Source organism: Pseudomonas sp. 28 E 9 (assembly GCF_900004785.1).
GTDB lineage: Bacteria > Pseudomonadota > Gammaproteobacteria > Pseudomonadales > Pseudomonadaceae > Aquipseudomonas > Aquipseudomonas orientalis_A.
This window is the reverse complement of sequence record NZ_CVTK01000055.1, coordinates 21,021-38,091: the sequence shown is the minus strand read 5'-3', so window position 1 is coordinate 38,091 and position 17,071 is coordinate 21,021. Positions and strand designations below refer to the sequence as shown.

The following is a 17,071-nucleotide window of genomic DNA, read 5'->3' as shown; positions in this document are numbered from 1 at the left end:
TCTGAACCATGAGTTTGCTCAGTATCGGGATGTCAGGGCTCAATGCCGCTCAAGGATCGCTGTCGGTCTTGAGTAATAACATCGCCAACGCCAATACCTCGGGTTATTCGCGTCAGCAGACCACGCAGAATGCCAATGCCAACAACCCCTACGGCGGTGTGTACATCGGCAGCGGCACCACCCTGTCGGATGTGCGCCGGGTGTATAACGAGTTCCTCGATGCGGCCTACCAGAACAGCACGGCGCTGAGCAACGACGCCAAGGCGTATGCCGGCCAGGCCAGCGCCATCGATAAGACCCTGTCGGACAAGACCACCGGCATGTCCTCGGTACTCAGTGCGTTTTTCGCCGCTGTGCAGACGTCGGCGGCCACCCCCAGCGATGTCTCCGCCCGGCAAGTGCTGTTGAGCAGCGCCCAGACCCTGAGCAACCGTTTCAATTCGATTTCCAGCCAGTTGAACGAGCAGAAACAGTCGATCAACGGCCAGTTGGGCACCCTGAGCGGCCAGGTCAACCAGTTGACCTCCTCGATTGCGTCGCTGAACAAGCAGATCACCCTGGCCCAGGGCTCCAGCAGCAGCGCCCCGGCCAACCTGCTCGATGCACGCAACGAAGCGGTACGTTCGCTCAATGAACTGGTGGGCGTGACCACCAGTGAAAAAAATGGCGTGTTCAGCGTCAGCACCGGCACCGGCCAATCCCTGGTGCTGGGCGATCAGGCCAATACGATTTCGGCGGTACCCGGCACCAGCGATCCAAGCCAGTACACTATCGCGCTCAATGCCGGCGGCGGCACGGCGATCGACCTGGGCAACGTGCTCAGCGGCGGCAGCATCGGCGGCCTGCTGCGCTATCGCAGTGACGCATTGATGCCGGCCATCAATGACCTGGGGCGCATCGCCCTGGCGACTGCCGATACCGTCAACAGCCAGCTGGGCCAGGGCCTGGACCTGAACGGCGACTTCGGTTCGTCGCTGTTCAAGGACATCAACAGCGCGGCCGCCATCGCCCAGCGCAGTCAGGGCGCGATGGGCAACAGCAGCGGCTCCGGCAACTTGAACGTGAGCATCAGCGACACCAGCAAGCTGTCGACCTACGACTACAAAGTGACCTTTACCAGCGGCAACAACTACAACGTCGTGCGTTCCGACGGCAAGGCCATGGGCGCGTTCGACACCAACACCGCGCCGCCTCCGGTGATCGACGGTTTCACGCTGGCCCTGGATGGCAAGGGGCCGATAGCGGCGGGGGACAGTTTCAAGGTCAGTCCCACCGCCAGTGGCGCGGCAAACATCGGCACCGCGCTGACCGACGCCAACAAAATCGCGTTCGCCGGGCCGTTGCTGGGCGAGGGCAGCAAGACCAATCAAGGCACCGGCAGCTTTACTCCGCCGACGCTGACCCTGCCGATCGATATTCACGGTGGCGCCGACACGGCGCAACTGCGTACCGGCATCGAACACTCGATGCCGGTGAAGATGGTGTTCGGCAAGCCTGCGGCTGACGGCACTCAGAGCTACACGCTCAGCAATGCCCAGGGCAATCCGATCGGCACTGGCACCATCGTGCCCGGCCAAAGCAACAAGATCACCGTCGACGTACCGATGCGCGATGCCAACGGCGCACTGCTGGTGCCGGCCAAGAGCTTCAAGTTCGATACCACCGTTGGCGGTTTGCCCGCCGCCGGCGACAGCACCACGTTTTCCTTCAACGCCTCGGGCAAGTCCGATAACCGCAACGCCCAGGCGCTGCTCGACCTGCAAACCAAGCCGACGCTCGGCTTGTCCGATGGCAGTGGCGGCGGCGTGAGCCTGGTGGCGGCCAACAGCCGCCTGGTCTCGACCGTCGGCGCCAAGGCCGCCTCCGCCATCACTGACACCACCGCAACCGGCGCATTGCTCAAGGCCAACCAGGATGCGCGCAACTCGGTGTCCCAGGTCAACCTGGATGAAGAGGCGGGCGATATGATCAAGTTCCAGCAGTACTACACCGCGTCGTCGCAGATCATCAAGGCTGCGCAAGAAACCTTCAGCACGCTGATCAATAGTCTTTAAGGGAGTCTGGGACGATGCGTATTTCAACTGCTCAATATTTCGAAACCAGCTCGGCCAAGTATTCGGATAATTATTCCAGTGTGGTGAAGGCTCAGGATCAGGCGTCCACCGGCGTGCGCGTGCAGACCGCTTCCGATGACCCGGTCGCTGCGGCGCGTTTGCTGATGCTGCAGCAGCAGAAAGACATGTTGGGCCAGTTCAACGGCAACATCACCAGCTTGAAGAACTCGCTGACCAACGAAGAAAGCGTGCTGGGCTCGATCACCGACGCGCTGCAGAAAGCCAGTGAGCTGGCCTTGCGTGCGGGCGGCTCGCTGAGCGATGCCGATCGCAAGTCGATTGCCGGGGAAATCGGCGCGATAGAGGATCAGGTGCTGGGCTTGCTCAACAGCAAGGACGCAGCGGGCAGCTATCTTTTTTCCGGGTCCAAGACGGCGACCCCACCGTATAGCCGCAACAGCGATGGTTCCTACAGTTACCAGGGCGACGAGACCCCGCTCAGCCTGCAGGTGTCGGACACGCTGAAGATCCAGGCGGGCGATACCGGCAAGAGCATCATGGGGGGAGCGGCGAATTCGGGACGCACCCAGTCTACCTGGATAGCACCTGCGATCGTTCCGCCTGCGACGGCGCCGGTGCCGAACGACAATAAAGTCGCGCTGTCGGCAGGCCTGGTGACATCGGGCACTGACTACACCAAGCAATTTGCCGACGGCCAGCCTTACACGTTGACCTTTACCAGCAGCACCCAATACAAGATCTCCGACAAGAGCGGTAACGACATCACGTCGCAAATTCCGGGTAACGGTACTTTCGACTCCACCAAGGAAGGCGGTTCCAGCGTGAACCTGCGCGGCGTGAAGTTCGATATCACCCTGGACCTCAAGGATATCGCGCCGGGGCCGAACGCCGATGCCCTGGTCAAGGATCGTTCCTTCAGTCTGGCCGCCAAGCCGGACACCTTCAGTGTGTCGCGTACCCCAAGCAACCCATCCACTGCGCAGTTGACCAATGCCTCGGTGACCAATCAGGCGGCGTATGCCAGCACATTCCCGGCGAACAGCGGTGCGGTGGTCAAATTCACCTCCGGTACTGCGTACGAGGTGTATGCCCAGCCCTACACGGTTGACAGTAAAGCCATTGCCACAGGTGACACGGGCGGCGGCACCACGGTCACGGCTGCCGGGGTGACCTTTGATGTCAGCGGTACGCCCCAAAATGGGGACCAGTTCGCAGTCGCTGCAACGACACAGAAGACACAGAATGCGTTGGATAGCCTCAGCCAGCTGCGCCATGCCCTGGAGCAACCGGCCGACGGTAATCCAGCGGCGATGGTCAAGCTCAAGGATGTACTGGACGCTTCCATCGCCAACTTTGGCAATACCCGTACACAGGTCGATAACGTACGCGGATCGATTGGTGCGCGGCAGAACGCACTGGACATTCAGACCAGCGAGAACACCAGCATCGGCCTGGCTAACACCAGCACCATGAGTGATCTGGGCAATATCGATACGGCTCAAGCCGCAATCAACCTGACCTTGCAGCAAACCATGCTGCAAGCCTCCCAGCTGGCTTTCGTGAAAATCTCGCAGTTGAGTCTCTTCAGCAAGATGTAAGTGGCGCTGCGTCAAGCGGCCCGCTCTGGAAACAGGGCGGGCCGTTGTCGTTTTTGGGGCTTAATTGTTTGGAAGTTTTGCACAAAGCGCACAAAATTGAGTGACCTGTGAGTCATAAAGCGCATCTTCACTGTATCGTGTGAAAAGGATAAGTCGTCACAGGGTCCTTGCGAGGCGGCTTTCAGCGAATTTTTTTGGGGTTATCCCCTTTTATTGTCAGCACTTCGGGCGCAGGCCCTGGGGTGTTCTCCAGCTATTTTGTATTGGGAAGCCACAATGATTGGCATTAAAAGCATCGCCAGTTACGTGCCGGCGGACGGTATCGATAACTACGCCCAGGGTGCCAAATTCGCCAAGGATGAGGAATTCATCATTGGCAAGATCGGCTCGGCGTTCCTGCCGCGCAAGGATGCCGCGCAGGAAACCTCCGATCTGTGTGTCGAAGCGGTCAACGCGTTGTTTGCCGGCAACCCGGACTTGAAGCGCGAGTCCATCGACGCGGTGATTGTCGTCACCCAGAACGGCGATGAAGAAGGGCTGCCCCACACCGCAGCCATCGTCCAGGACAAACTGGGCCTGCCGACCCACGTGGCCGCGTTCGATATCTCCCTGGGCTGCTCCGGCTATGTCTACGGCATCTATGCGATGAAGGGCTTCATGGAAGCCACCGGCCTGAAAAACGGCCTGCTGATCACTGCCGACCCGTATTCGAAAATCGTCGACCCGGAGGACCGCAACACCACCATGCTGTTCGGCGACGCCGCCACCGCCACCTGGATGGGCGAAGACCCGCAGTGGTTGCTCGGCAAATCCAAGTTCGGCACCGACGGTTCCGGCGCGCCGCACCTGAAGGTCAGCGACGGCGTGTTTTTCATGAATGGCCGCCAAGTGTTCAACTTCGCCTTGCTCAAGGTGCCGGCGCATTTGCACGAGTTGCTCGATGAGTCAGACCTCAAGGCCGATGACATCGATGCGTTCTGCATTCACCAGGGCAGTGCCGCCATTGTTGACGCGGTGGCGCGCCGTTTTGAAGATGCGCCGGTGGACAAGTTCATCAAGGACATGGTCGAGACCGGCAATACCGTATCGTCGAGCATTCCCTTGCTGCTGGAAAAACATGTGATGAATGCCGCCTGGCAGCGTGTGGCAATCAGCGGTTTTGGTGTAGGCCTGTCCTGGGGCTCGGCGATTCTGTATCGCCCATGACCCTTTGAGGGGCGCGTAAAAAAAACGCCGATGATCGAAAGATCATCGGCGTTTTTTATTTGACGCCAGAAAAGCCAACAAAACCGGGGTTTTCAATAGCAGTAACTGCTTGAATTGCAAGGGCTGGCACAGGGCTAGTAAAAAAAATCAAAAAAAACCTCAAGCAACCGGCTACCACGACGATAACTATTACGTAGGTTCTCAGGCCACACCCGGCGGTTGCCAGGGCCGGAAGCCGCAGTATCCATCCATCGAGGATTTCGTCATGGCTTTAACAGTAAACACCAACATTGCTTCCATCACTACCCAGAACGGCCTTGGCAAAGCGGCCAACTCGCTGCAAACCTCCATGCAGCGTCTGTCCACTGGTCTGAGCATCAACAGCGCTAAAGACAACGCCTCGGGCCTGCAGATTTCCAACCGCCTGACCAGCCAAATCAACGGCCTGGGCCAAGCTGTAAAGAACGCCAACGATGGTATCTCCATCGCGCAGACCGCTGAAGGCGCAATGCAGGCTTCGACCGACATTCTGCAAAAAATGCGTACCCTGGCGCTGTCCTCGGCTACCGGCTCCCTGAGCGACGCTGACCGTACTTCCAACCAGGAAGAATACCAGGCGCTGACTTCGGAACTGACCCGTATCTCGCAAACCACTACTTTCGGTGGCCAGAAGCTGCTCGACGGTTCGTACGGTACCAAAGCCATCCAGGTTGGCGCCAACGCCAACGAAACCATCAACCTGTCCCTGGACAACGTTGCTGCCAACAACATCGGTTCGCAGCAGATCAAGAGCGTCGGCGTTGCACCTAGCACCTCCGGTGTTGCGGGTGGCGTGATCGGCCTGACCGGTAATGGCCAGACCGCCAGTGTCACTGTTGCTGCAGGCGCATCGGCCAAAACCATCGCCAGCCAACTGAACGGTGCTGTAGGTGGCCTGAGCGCTACGGCCAGCACTGAAGCTCAATTCACCGTCGGTGCTGCCGCCAAGACCACGCCTGCCAGCTTCACCATGACTGTTGGCGGTCAAGCCACCACCTTCACCGGTGTAACCGATACCGCCAGCCTGGCTGACCAACTGAAATCCAACTCCGCCAAGCTGGGCATCAGCGTCAACTACGACCAGTCCAAAGGCACCCTGTCGGTCAAGTCCGATTCCGGTGAGAACCTGAGCTTCAGTGCCTCCACTGCCGCCGGTTCGATCACTGTCGCTACCAAAGACGGTGCTGGTGCCTACGGTACCGGCGTCGCGCTGGCCGACGGCCTGATCGCTACCGGTGCAGTGAACCTGGACTCGTCCAAAGGCTACGCGCTGAACGGTGCCGGTGTAACCGGTCTGTTCGCCGCAACAGGTACTGCCGCAGCTTCCACCAAGACCACGGTTGCACAGACCGACATCAGCAGCGCTTTCAACGCACAATCGGCCATCGCGGTACTGGACAAGGCTATCGGCGGCATCGACAGCACACGTTCGGGCCTGGGTGCTGTTCAGAACCGTCTGACGACTACCGTAGACAACCTGACCAACATTCAGAAAAACTCCACCGCTGCACGTTCCACCGTTCAAGACACCGACTTCGCTGCTGAAACAGCTGAGTTGACCAAGCAACAAACCCTGCAGTCGGCTGCTACCGCGATCCTGTCGCAGGCCAACCAACTGCCATCCGCTGTACTGAAGCTGCTTCAGTAATAGCGTCGCTTGGTAAATGACGGAAGGGCGCGTTTACGTGCCCTTTCGTCTTTTTCGGTTGTAGAGGAGATTGGACATGGACATGAGTGTAAAGCTGGCCTCGTCTTATCCACCGGTAGCCCCTCAAGGCCCGGCCACTGCGGTGGTTGCGGACAAAGACAACGCCAAGGTCGAGGCGATCGCGCCGACCGCCGGTGAGCCGAAACGGGCTGACCTGGAAAAGGCAGTCACCGATATTCGAGAATTCGTACAAGCGGCCCAGCGCAAACTGGATTTTTCCATTGATGATTCCACCCATCGGGTCGTGGTCAAGGTCATCGCCACTGAAAGTGGCGAGGTGATCCGCCAGATTCCGTCGGAAACGGCCTTGAAGCTTGCACAGAACCTGGCTACCGCCAGTCATGTGCTGTTCGATGAAAAGGTCTGAACTGGCATGAAACTTGTTGCGTTGCTTTCTTGAAGTGCGGTTCGTCAAGAAAACGCCAACAGCCGTATTAGGAGAAAGACGATGGCGAGTACAACGGTAAACGGTGTGGGTTCGGGTATCGACATCCAGGGCATCGTCAAAGCCCTGGTCGACGCCGATCGGGCGCCGAAGCAGACCCAGATCAACACCCAGTCACAGAAAGCGACTACCCAGTTGTCGTCGATCGGCAAGATCCAGTCGGCGTTGGACGCCTTCCGTGGCGCCATCAAGAGCATGACCGACGACAATAGCTTCAGTGGTCTGACCGGCACTTCGTCAAATGAAAAGGTCGCGACCATGACCACCGCTCAGGGCGCTGCCAACGGCAGTTTCAACCTGGTGGTGAATAAGCTCGCCCAGCCTTCCAAACTGTCCACGGTCACCCTGGCCGGCGGCGCTTCGACAGTGGTCAACAAGGGCACTGCCGCCACCACCCTGACCATCTCCCAGTCGGGCAAGAAGTTCGACCTGAGCGTGGCGCCGGGCGCAACCCTGCAGCAAGTGCGTGACTCGATCAACACCCAGTTCGGCACCGTCGGGCTCAGTGCCAACATCGTCACCGACTCCACCGGTTCGCGCATGGTGTTGACGTCCACCACGGGCGGCGTCGGCTCGGACCTGACATTGTCGGGCAACTCGGGTATCGATACCGGCTACACCGTGATCGATACGCCGCAGAACGCCGAGTACACCATCGATAACGTGGCGTATACGTCCAAGACCAACAACATCTCGGAAGCGGTGAGTGGGGTCAGCATCAAGCTGCTGTCGGTTTCACCGCCCGTGGATACCAAGGACCCGGACGGGCCGAAGGCCATCACGACGATTTCCGTGACTACCAGCACCGCGGCCCTCAAGTCCGGGGTCAAAGGCTTTGTCGACAGCTATAACGCGTTGCTCAAGGCGATGAATGCCGAAACCAAGGTGACCAAGGACGCGGCGGGTAACTCGGTATCGGCGACCTTGACCGGTGACGCCAACATGCGCTCGCTGCAAAGCGCCTTGCGCGCCGAGTTCAACGCGTTGTCCGGGAACGGCACCATCAAGTCCCTGGCACAATTTGGCATCGGTACCGACTCCGGTACCGGTCTGTTGACCATGGACGACAAAACCTTCGACAAGGTAGCGCTCACCAACTCCGCAGATATCAACAGTATGTTCAGCGGCAAGACCGGGTTGCTGGCGCGCATGACCAATGCCACTGAAGGTTATGCCAAGGCGACCACCGGTATCTTCGCGACGCGCACGACCGCGCTCTCCGATAGCCTCAAGACCTTGAGCAAGGACCAGGCGGATCTGGACGTGCATGTGGCGGATCTGCAGGCCAGCCTGGTACGTAAATACGCGGCGATGGATTCGCTGGTCGCCCAGTTACGCCAGCAAAGTAACAACATCATGGGCACGCTCAACGCGCTGAACAACCAGAAAAATAATTGATGTTGATGCATGAAAAAGCCCGGGCTGCCTGCCGGGCTTCGTTTTTTTGGGGACCATCGGGGTTAAAGTTTTCTGCGATCCCGTCGACATATTGGTTACTGAAATCCTTTTCGCTGTCGCCTGTTACGAGGTAGAACCATGAATCCCATGAGAGCCCTTCGCCAATACCAGAAGGTCAATTCCCATGCCCAGATCTCCGAAGCCAGCCCGCATCGTCTGGTGCAGATGCTCATGGAGGGCGGCCTCGACCGCATGGCACAGGCCAAGGGCGCATTGGCTCGTGGGGACATCGCTCAAAAAGGCCTGATGCTCGGTAAGGCCATCGACATCATCATCGGCCTGCGTGATGGTCTGGATGCGCAGAAGAGTGAAGATCCGGCTTACGTCCAGCAATTGGAAAGTCTGTACGCCTACATGACCAACCGTTTGATGGAGGCCAATCTGCACAACGATGCCGACATGATCGACGAAGTCGCTCGTCTGCTGATCACCGTCAAAGAAGGCTGGGATGCCATCGCCGCACCCCAGGGCGCCGCACAGTAAGGCCACTGGGCCTTGAGGAATACGTCATGAGCCACGCACTGCAACGCATCGATGAAACCCGTGAAGCCCTGGTTGACGCGCTCGCTGCGCGCAACTGGGACGCCATCGGCGAACTGGACCTGGGCTGTCGCAACGTGATTGATGACGTGCTCAGCCAGGCACCGGTGGACGAGGATGCGCTGCGCGAAAAGCTGGAGAGCCTGTTGGCGGTTTACCAGCAGTTGCTTGAGGTGACGACCGGCGAGCGCCAGGCGATTTTCGAAGAGATGTCGCAGATCAACCAAGCTAAAAATGCGTCAAAGGTTTACCATCTGTTCGGCTGATAGAAGCTCAGTTGGTCCGAACGGTGCGTCATATATTTGACTGTGCCAGCATTTTTGACTTAACTAGTGTTGTTTTCAGATTTCAGACGTCTAGTAAGTAATAAGTCTTACAGGCGTCTTGATTGCCCTGATTCCGGGGCAGGAAGTTTTACTAGGGAAGTTGCTATTGCATGTGGCGTGAAACCAAAATTCTGCTGATCGATGACGATAGCGTCCGCCGCCGCGATTTGGCGGTGATTTTGAATTTTCTTGGTGAAGAAAATTTGCCCTGCGGTAGCCACGATTGGCAGCAGGCTGTCAGCTCGTTGTCATCGAGCCGCGAAGTCATTTGTGTGCTGATCGGGACGGTAAACGCTCCTGGCGCTGTTTTGGGCTTGTTAAAGACACTGTCAACCTGGGATGAGTTCCTTCCCGTGTTGCTGATGGGCGATATTTCTTCCGTGGACCTGCCGGAAGACCAGCGCCGCCGCGTGCTTTCCACCCTGGAAATGCCGCCCAGCTACAGCAAATTGCTCGACTCCCTGCACCGTGCCCAGGTCTATCGCGAGATGTATGACCAGGCCCGCGAGCGCGGCCGTCACCGTGAACCCAACCTGTTCCGCAGCCTGGTCGGCACCAGCCGGGCGATCCAGCACGTACGCCAGATGATGCAGCAAGTGGCCGACACCGACGCCAGCGTGTTGATCCTCGGCGAGTCGGGCACCGGCAAGGAAGTGGTCGCGCGCAACCTGCACTATCACTCCAAGCGCCGCGACGGGCCGTTCGTGCCGGTCAACTGCGGGGCGATCCCGGCAGAGCTGCTGGAAAGCGAATTGTTCGGCCACGAGAAGGGCGCCTTTACCGGGGCGATCACCAGCCGTGCCGGGCGTTTCGAGCTGGCCAACGGCGGCACGCTGTTTCTCGACGAAATCGGCGACATGCCGCTGCCGATGCAAGTCAAATTGCTGCGCGTGTTGCAGGAGCGCACCTTCGAGCGTGTGGGCAGTAACAAGACCCAGAGCGTGGACGTGCGCATCATCGCCGCCACCCACAAGAACCTCGAAAGCATGATCGAGGTCGGCAGCTTCCGCGAAGACCTGTACTACCGCCTCAACGTCTTCCCGATCGAGATGGCGCCGCTGCGTGAGCGCGTGGAAGACATCCCGTTGCTGATGAACGAATTGATTTCACGCATGGAGCACGAAAAACGCGGCTCCATCCGTTTCAACTCCGCCGCCATCATGTCGCTGTGCCGTCATGGTTGGCCGGGCAACGTTCGTGAGCTGGCCAACCTGGTGGAGCGCATGGCGATCATGCACCCCTACGGTGTGATCGGCGTGGTCGAGTTGCCGAAGAAATTCCGCTACGTCGACGATGAAGACGAGCAGATGGTCGACAGCCTGCGCAGCGACATGGAAGAGCGCGTGGCGATCAACGGCCATACACCGGACTTCGGCGCCACGGCCATGCTGCCGCCCGAAGGCCTCGACCTGAAAGACTACCTCGGCAACCTGGAGCAAGGCCTGATCCAACAGGCCCTGGACGACGCCAATGGCATCGTCGCCCGTGCCGCCGAGCGCCTGCGCATTCGCCGCACCACCCTGGTGGAGAAGATGCGCAAGTACGGTATGAGCCGCAAAGAAGGTGATGAACAGGCGGATGATTGACGCGTGTTTTTCAGCATCTTGATTTATAAGTAGTTTTTTTTCGGCACGGGTATTGCTATAGCCCTCGCAACGTTCCGTTTAACTGACGGTCAGCCAAGCGAGAGAGCACCATGCCCCACGCCGCCCAACTATCTGCAGCCCCTGCCATTCCGGGGCTGGTTTCGCCTGTAGAACCGCCGATCCGCCAGGGTCTGGAGCAGGCGTTCTCGCAGTTCAACCAGATGTCGAGCCAGCTGACCGATTCCTACAGTCTGCTTGAAGCCCGGGTGTCCGAGCTCAAAGGCGAACTGGCGGTGGTCAGTGCCCAGCGCATGCAGGAATTGGCCGAGAAAGAACGCCTGGCCAACCGCCTGCAGAACCTGCTCTCGCTGTTGCCCGGTGGCGTGATCGTCATCGACGACCAGGGCCGTGTGCGCGAAGCCAACCCGGCCGCCTGCGACCTGCTCGGCCTGCCGCTGGAGGGCGAGCTGTGGCGCCACGTCATCACCCGTTGCTTCGCGCCGCGTGACGATGACGGCCACGAAGTGTCCCTCAAGGATGGGCGTCGCCTGTCCATCGCCACCCGGTCCCTGGATGCCGAACCGGGCCAGTTGGTGCTGCTCAACGACCTGACGGAAACCCGTCACCTGCAGGATCAACTGGCGCGCCATGAGCGTTTGTCGTCGTTGGGGCGGATGGTCGCTTCCCTGGCGCATCAGATTCGTACGCCGCTGTCGGCGGCATTGATCTACGCCAGTCATTTGACTGATGAGCAACTGCCCGCAGCCACCCACCAGCGCTTTGCCGGGCGCCTCAAGGAGCGCCTGCACGAGCTGGAGCATCAGGTCCGCGACATGCTGGTGTTTGCCCGTGGCGAACTGCCGTTGACCGACCGCGTGACCCCGGCCGCGTTGATGCAAGCCCTGCAAGCGGCGGCGGCCACGCATACCGAGGGCGCCAGCCTGCGCTGGCAATGCGACAGCCACCAGGGCGAGTTGCTGTGCAATCGCGACACCCTGGTCGGCGCGCTGCTCAACCTGATCGAAAACGCCACCCAGGCCAGCGGCCCGGGGGCGCGCCTCAAGGTGCACCTGTACCGCCGCGAGCAAACCCTGCGCCTGTGCATCAGCGACAGCGGCAGTGGTATAGCGCCGGCCGTGCTGCAGCGCCTGGGCGAGCCCTTTTTCACCACCAAGACCAACGGCACCGGCCTGGGCCTGACCGTGGTCAAGGCAGTGGCACGTGCGCATCAGGGAGAATTGCAACTGCGTTCCCGGTTGGGGCGCGGCACCTGTGCATTGATGACCTTGCCGCTGTTTTCCAGCGCGGCAAGCGCGGAGTAAAAGGATCATGACTATCAAGGTTTTACTGGTTGAAGACGATCGCGCCCTGCGTGAAGCATTGGCTGATACGCTGCTGTTGGCGGGCCATGACTACCGTGCGGTCGGCTCTGCCGAGGAAGCCTTGGAGGCCGTGGAGCGGGAAACCTTCAGCCTGGTGGTCAGCGATGTGAACATGCCCGGCATGGACGGCCATCAGTTGCTCGGCCTGCTGCGCGCGCGCCAGCCGCAATTGCCGGTGCTGCTGATGACCGCCCATGGCGCCGTGGAGCGGGCCGTGGACGCCATGCGCCAGGGTGCGGCGGATTATCTGGTCAAACCGTTCGAACCCAAGGCGTTGATCGAACTGGTGGCGCGGCATGCGCTTGGCGTTATTTCGACGGTTGAGGGCGATGGCCCGATTGCCTTCGAGCCGGCCAGCGCGCAGTTGCTGGAACTGGCGGCCCGGGTGGCGCGCAGCGATTCCACCGTATTGATCTCGGGGGAGTCCGGCACCGGCAAGGAAGTGTTGGCGCGCTATATCCACCAGCAATCCAGTCGGGCCGGGCAGCCCTTCATTGCGATCAACTGTGCGGCGATTCCGGACAACATGCTTGAAGCCACCCTGTTCGGCCACGAAAAGGGCTCGTTCACCGGCGCCATCGCGGCCCAGGCCGGCAAGTTCGAACAGGCCGACGGGGGCACCATTTTGCTCGACGAAATCTCGGAAATGCCCCTGGGCCTGCAAGCCAAGTTGCTGCGCGTGTTGCAGGAGCGCGAAGTGGAGCGGGTGGGCGCGCGCAAGCCGATCCAGTTGGATATCCGCGTGGTCGCCACCACCAACCGCGACCTGGCGGGCGAAGTGGCGGCGGGGCGCTTTCGCGAAGACCTGTTCTACCGCCTGTCGGTGTTCCCGCTGGCCTGGCGGCCGTTGCGCGAACGCCCGGCCGATATCATTCCCCTGGCCGAGCGCCTGCTGAACAACCACGTCAAAAAAATGAAGCACGCCCAGGCGCGGCTGTCGGCCGAGGCCGAGGCTTGCCTGGTTGCTTATCCATGGCCGGGTAATGTGCGCGAACTGGACAACGCGATCCAGCGTGCGCTGATCCTGCAGCAGGGTGGCTTGATCCAGCCCCAGGATTTCTGCCTGGCCATGGGCAGTGGCGTCGCGCCGTTGCCGAGCCTTGCGCCGGCACCGCTCGTCGCCGAAACCGAATCGGCCGGCGCCCTGGGCGATGACCTGCGCCGCCGCGAATTCCAGATGATCATCGACACCCTGCGCGCCGAGCGCGGCCGCCGCAAGGAAGCGGCCGAGCGCCTCGGCATCAGCCCGCGCACCCTGCGCTACAAGCTGGCGCAGATGCGCGACGCCGGGATGGACGTGGAAGCGTACCTGTTCGCCACCTGACTTCGCGCCAATGCCGTTTGTAGGAGCGAGCTTGCTCGCGAAGCACTCATAGGCGCCGCCTGCATCCAGTAAACATGCGTTATCGTTGACGTTTTTCGCGAGCAAGCTCGCTCCTACAAAAACCGTGCAGTAACAAGGTCGACAAGCTTTGTCGCCTTTTCTTACGAGTCGCAACGAAGCTGGCACCCTTGTTGCACCTCCCCTGATAACCGCTGCGTAGTGTCAAAAAATTGCGGGTCGTCGGAGAGAGAAGTTCATGAGCCAGGGTATTGAGTTCAATCGGTTGATGTTGGATATGCGCTCCATGCAAATGGATGCCATGGCTCAACCGAAATCCGTCGCGCCAGCGCCGGAATTGGGCCAAAGCAGTTTTGCCGACATGCTCGGTCAGGCAATCAATAAAGTCAGTGATACCCAGCAGGCGTCCAGCCAGTTGTCGACGGCGTTCGAGATCGGTAAAAGCGGCGTGGACCTCACCGATGTGATGGTCGCCTCGCAAAAGGCCAGTGTGTCCTTCCAGGCCTTGACCCAAGTGCGTAACAAGCTGGTCCAGGCTTATCAAGACATCATGCAGATGCCGGTTTAAGGGCGAGATTTAACTCATGGCAGAAGCAATCGACAACGTACCCGCCAAGACAGACGGCAAACCGCCGCTGTTTGGCCTGTCGTTCCTGGAAAATCTCTCCGAAATGACCATGTTGCGTCAGGTGGGCCTGTTGGTCGGCCTGGCTGCCAGCGTGGCGATTGGTTTTGCCGTGGTGTTGTGGTCGCAGCAACCTGATTACCGGCCGCTGTACGGCAGCCTGGCGGGCATGGATTCCAAGCAGATCATGGAAACCCTCGCCGCCGCCGACATCGCCTACACCGTGGAGCCCAACTCCGGCGCCCTGCTGGTCAAGGCCGATGACGTGGCGCGTGCGCGGATGAAGCTGGCCGCCGCCGGCGTGACGCCGTCCGACAGCAATATCGGTTTTGAAATCCTCGACAAGGACCAGGGCCTGGGCACCAGCCAGTTCATGGAAGCCACCCGCTACCGCCGCGGCCTGGAAGGTGAACTGGCGCGTACCATCTCCAGCCTGAATAACGTCAAGGGTGCCCGTGTGCACCTGGCGATTCCGAAAAGCTCGGTGTTCGTGCGCGACGAGCGCAAGCCCAGCGCCTCGGTGTTGGTCGAACTGTTTTCCGGCCGTTCCCTGGAGCCCGGCCAGGTGCTGGCAATCATCAACCTGGTGGCCACCAGCGTTCCCGAACTGAGCAAGTCGCAGATCACTGTGGTCGACCAGAAGGGCAACCTGCTCTCCGACATGGCCGAAAACTCCGCGCTGACCCAGGCCGGCAAGCAGTTCGATTACAGCCGCCGCATGGAAAGCATGCTGACCCAGCGCGTGCACAACATCCTGCAACCGGTATTGGGCAACGACCGCTACAAGGCTGAAGTGTCCGCCGACGTGGATTTCAGCGCCGTAGAGTCGACATCCGAGCAATTCAACCCGGACCAGCCCGCCCTGCGCAGCGAGCAGTCCACCAGCGAACAACGCACCGCCAGCAATGGTCCGCAAGGCGTGCCGGGTGCCCTGAGCAACCAGCCGCCGTCCCCGGCGTCGGCCCCGCAAACCACCGGTGGCGCCGCTGCCACCGCTGGCGCGATTGCGGCGGGTCAACCGCTGCTGGACGCCAACGGCCAGCAGATCATGGACCCGGCCACCGGCCAGCCGATGCTCGCGCCTTACCCGGCGGACAAGCGTAACCAGTCCACCAAGAACTTCGAGCTCGACCGTTCCATCAGCCACACCAAGCAGCAGCAGGGCAAGATCAATCGCCTGTCGGTGTCGGTGGTGGTCGATGACCAGGTCAAGGTCAACGCCGCTGACGGTGCCATCACCCGCGCGCCATGGAGCGCCGATGAATTGGCGCGCTTTACCCGCCTGGTGCAGGACGCCGTCGGTTTCGACGCCAGCCGTGGCGACAGCGTCAGCGTGATCAACATGCCGTTCTCCGTCGAGCGCGGCGAAGTGATCGCCGACCCGGCGTTCTACACCCAGCCGTGGTTCTGGGACATCGTCAAGCAAGTGCTGGGGGTGTTGTTCATCCTGGTGCTGGTGTTCGGCGTGCTGCGCCCGGTGCTCAACAACATCACCGGTGGCAGCAAGAAACAGCTGGCCCTGGCCGGTGGCGACGTCGAGTTGGGCGGCATGGGCGGCCTGGACGGCGAGTTGGCCAACGACCGCGTCAGCCTGGGCGGCCCGCAAAGCATCCTGTTGCCAAGCCCGAGCGAAGGCTATGACGCTCAGTTGAACGCAATCAAGAGTTTGGTGGCAGAAGACCCGGGCCGTGTGGCCCAGGTCGTGAAAGAGTGGATTAACGCTGATGAATGATCGAGTCGCTGTGGCCAAGCTTTCCCGGGTCGACAAAGCCGCCGTGCTGCTGCTGTCGCTGGGCGAAACCGACGCTGCCCAAGTGCTGCGCCACATGGGCCCCAAAGAGGTCCAGCGCGTGGGCGTGGCCATGGCGCAGATGCGCAATGTGCACCGCGAGCAAGTCGAGCAGGTGATGAGCGAGTTCGTCGAGATCGTCGGCGACCAGACCAGCCTGGGCGTCGGCTCCGACAGCTACATCCGCAAAATGCTCACCTCGGCCCTGGGCGAAGACAAGGCCAACGGCCTGATCGACCGCATCCTGCTGGGTGGCAACACCAGCGGTCTGGACAGCCTCAAATGGATGGAGCCGCGCGCCGTCGCCGACGTGATCCGCTACGAGCACCCGCAGATCCAGGCCATTGTCGTCGCCTACCTGGACCCGGACCAGGCCGGTGAAGTGCTCGGCCACTTCGACCATAAAGTGCGCCTGGACATCATCCTGCGCGTGTCGTCGCTGAACACCGTGCAGCCGGCGGCGCTCAAGGAACTCAACACGATTCTCGAGAAACAGTTCTCGGGCAACTCGAATGCCTCGCGCACCACCCTGGGTGGCATCAAGCGGGCGGCCGACATCATGAACTTCCTCGACAGCTCGGTCGAAGGCCAACTGATGGACTCGATCCGCGAGATCGACGACACCCTGTCCGGCCAGATCGAAGACCTGATGTTCGTGTTCAACAACCTGGCCGATGTCGACGACCGTGGCATCCAGGCGTTGCTGCGCGAAGTGTCGTCCGACGTGCTGGTGCTGGCGCTCAAGGGCTCGGACGAGGGCGTCAAGGAAAAGATCTTCAAGAACATGTCCAAGCGTGCCTCCGAACTGCTGCGCGACGACCTCGAAGCCAAGGGCCCGGTACGCGTCAGCGACGTGGAAACCGCGCAGAAAGAAATCCTCACCATTGCCCGCCGTATGGCCGAAGCCGGAGAAATCGTTCTCGGCGGGAAGGGCGGCGAAGAAATGATCTAA

The 17,071-nt window shown here is 60.5% G+C and carries 14 protein-coding genes; all 14 read left to right on the top strand.

All coding sequences use genetic code 11. The annotated features are described in order from the left end of the window. Positions 1–8: 8 nt before the first annotated feature. The 14 genes from flgK to fliG all read left to right on the top strand — a co-directional run bounded on the left by flgK (position 9) and on the right by fliG (position 17,071). Complete coding sequence (flgK, locus tag BFQ00_RS23725; protein WP_065934918.1) at positions 9–2,054, top strand: flagellar hook-associated protein FlgK; 2,046 nt, start codon at positions 9–11, stop codon at positions 2,052–2,054. Positions 2,055–2,068: 14 nt separating this feature from the next. Then, entirely contained in the window at positions 2,069–3,673 is a 1,605-nt protein-coding gene (locus BFQ00_RS23720; RefSeq protein ID WP_065934917.1) for a flagellar hook-associated protein 3, read from the top strand. A gap of 276 nt (positions 3,674–3,949) precedes the next feature. Further along, a complete protein-coding gene (locus tag BFQ00_RS23715) occupies positions 3,950–4,879 on the top strand; it encodes a ketoacyl-ACP synthase III (protein ID WP_065884537.1) in 930 nt (309 codons plus the stop codon). Between the two features lie 265 nt (positions 4,880–5,144). Next, positions 5,145–6,566, top strand: coding sequence for a flagellin N-terminal helical domain-containing protein (locus tag BFQ00_RS23710; RefSeq protein WP_065884538.1), 1,422 nt, complete (start codon positions 5,145–5,147; stop codon positions 6,564–6,566). Between the two features lie 76 nt (positions 6,567–6,642). Then, on the top strand, positions 6,643–6,993 hold the full coding sequence (locus tag BFQ00_RS23705) for a flagellar protein FlaG (protein WP_065934916.1): 351 nt from the start codon (positions 6,643–6,645) through the stop codon (positions 6,991–6,993). Between the two features lie 81 nt (positions 6,994–7,074). Beyond that, positions 7,075–8,469 carry a flagellar filament capping protein FliD gene (gene fliD, locus BFQ00_RS23700; protein ID WP_065884540.1) on the top strand — a complete coding sequence of 465 codons (1,395 nt, stop codon included), beginning with the start codon at positions 7,075–7,077 and terminating at the stop codon, positions 8,467–8,469. A 138-nt stretch (positions 8,470–8,607) separates the two neighbouring features. After that, a complete protein-coding gene (gene fliS, locus BFQ00_RS23695) occupies positions 8,608–9,012 on the top strand; it encodes a flagellar export chaperone FliS (RefSeq protein WP_065884541.1) in 405 nt (134 codons plus the stop codon). A 26-nt stretch (positions 9,013–9,038) separates the two neighbouring features. Next, complete coding sequence (locus BFQ00_RS23690) at positions 9,039–9,335, top strand: flagellar protein FliT (protein WP_065884542.1); 297 nt, start codon at positions 9,039–9,041, stop codon at positions 9,333–9,335. A gap of 170 nt (positions 9,336–9,505) precedes the next feature. Further along, the gene (locus BFQ00_RS23685) at positions 9,506–10,981 is read left to right on the top strand and encodes a sigma-54 dependent transcriptional regulator (RefSeq protein WP_065884543.1); all 1,476 of its coding nucleotides are present in this window, start codon (positions 9,506–9,508) and stop codon (positions 10,979–10,981) included. A 110-nt stretch (positions 10,982–11,091) separates the two neighbouring features. After that, positions 11,092–12,303 (top strand): sensor histidine kinase, encoded by a 1,212-nt coding sequence (locus tag BFQ00_RS23680; protein WP_065934915.1) that lies wholly within the window; start codon positions 11,092–11,094, stop codon positions 12,301–12,303. Between the two features lie 7 nt (positions 12,304–12,310). Continuing rightward, on the top strand, positions 12,311–13,687 hold the full coding sequence (locus BFQ00_RS23675; protein ID WP_065934914.1) for a sigma-54-dependent transcriptional regulator: 1,377 nt from the start codon (positions 12,311–12,313) through the stop codon (positions 13,685–13,687). 256 nt (positions 13,688–13,943) lie between these two features. Further along, positions 13,944–14,273 carry a flagellar hook-basal body complex protein FliE gene (gene fliE / locus BFQ00_RS23670; protein WP_065884546.1) on the top strand — a complete coding sequence of 110 codons (330 nt, stop codon included), beginning with the start codon at positions 13,944–13,946 and terminating at the stop codon, positions 14,271–14,273. Between the two features lie 16 nt (positions 14,274–14,289). After that, the gene (gene fliF / locus BFQ00_RS23665) at positions 14,290–16,062 is read left to right on the top strand and encodes a flagellar basal-body MS-ring/collar protein FliF (protein ID WP_065893765.1); all 1,773 of its coding nucleotides are present in this window, start codon (positions 14,290–14,292) and stop codon (positions 16,060–16,062) included. Further along, positions 16,055–17,071: a flagellar motor switch protein FliG gene (gene fliG / locus BFQ00_RS23660; RefSeq protein ID WP_057721344.1), complete on the top strand. Its 1,017-nt coding sequence runs from the start codon at positions 16,055–16,057 to the stop codon at positions 17,069–17,071. Before fliF ends, fliG begins: the two co-directional genes overlap by 8 nt.

What these genes read in the sequence shown, in the direction of transcription:
- BFQ00_RS23705 (WP_065934916.1), top strand. Translation starts at nt 6,643, where the DNA reads ATGGACATGAGTGTAAAGCTGGCCTCGTCTTATCCACCGGTAGCCCCT.
- BFQ00_RS23675 (WP_065934914.1), top strand. Translation starts at nt 12,311, where the DNA reads ATGACTATCAAGGTTTTACTGGTTGAAGACGATCGCGCCCTGCGTGAA.
- fliG (WP_057721344.1), top strand. Translation starts at nt 16,055, where the DNA reads ATGAATGATCGAGTCGCTGTGGCCAAGCTTTCCCGGGTCGACAAAGCC.
- fliE (WP_065884546.1), top strand. Translation starts at nt 13,944, where the DNA reads ATGAGCCAGGGTATTGAGTTCAATCGGTTGATGTTGGATATGCGCTCC.
- BFQ00_RS23720 (WP_065934917.1), top strand. Translation starts at nt 2,069, where the DNA reads ATGCGTATTTCAACTGCTCAATATTTCGAAACCAGCTCGGCCAAGTAT.
- BFQ00_RS23710 (WP_065884538.1), top strand. Translation starts at nt 5,145, where the DNA reads ATGGCTTTAACAGTAAACACCAACATTGCTTCCATCACTACCCAGAAC.
- fliD (WP_065884540.1), top strand. Translation starts at nt 7,075, where the DNA reads ATGGCGAGTACAACGGTAAACGGTGTGGGTTCGGGTATCGACATCCAG.
- BFQ00_RS23715 (WP_065884537.1), top strand. Translation starts at nt 3,950, where the DNA reads ATGATTGGCATTAAAAGCATCGCCAGTTACGTGCCGGCGGACGGTATC.
- flgK (WP_065934918.1), top strand. Translation starts at nt 9, where the DNA reads ATGAGTTTGCTCAGTATCGGGATGTCAGGGCTCAATGCCGCTCAAGGA.
- BFQ00_RS23690 (WP_065884542.1), top strand. Translation starts at nt 9,039, where the DNA reads ATGAGCCACGCACTGCAACGCATCGATGAAACCCGTGAAGCCCTGGTT.
- fliS (WP_065884541.1), top strand. Translation starts at nt 8,608, where the DNA reads ATGAATCCCATGAGAGCCCTTCGCCAATACCAGAAGGTCAATTCCCAT.
- fliF (WP_065893765.1), top strand. Translation starts at nt 14,290, where the DNA reads ATGGCAGAAGCAATCGACAACGTACCCGCCAAGACAGACGGCAAACCG.
- BFQ00_RS23680 (WP_065934915.1), top strand. Translation starts at nt 11,092, where the DNA reads ATGCCCCACGCCGCCCAACTATCTGCAGCCCCTGCCATTCCGGGGCTG.
- BFQ00_RS23685 (WP_065884543.1), top strand. Translation starts at nt 9,506, where the DNA reads ATGTGGCGTGAAACCAAAATTCTGCTGATCGATGACGATAGCGTCCGC.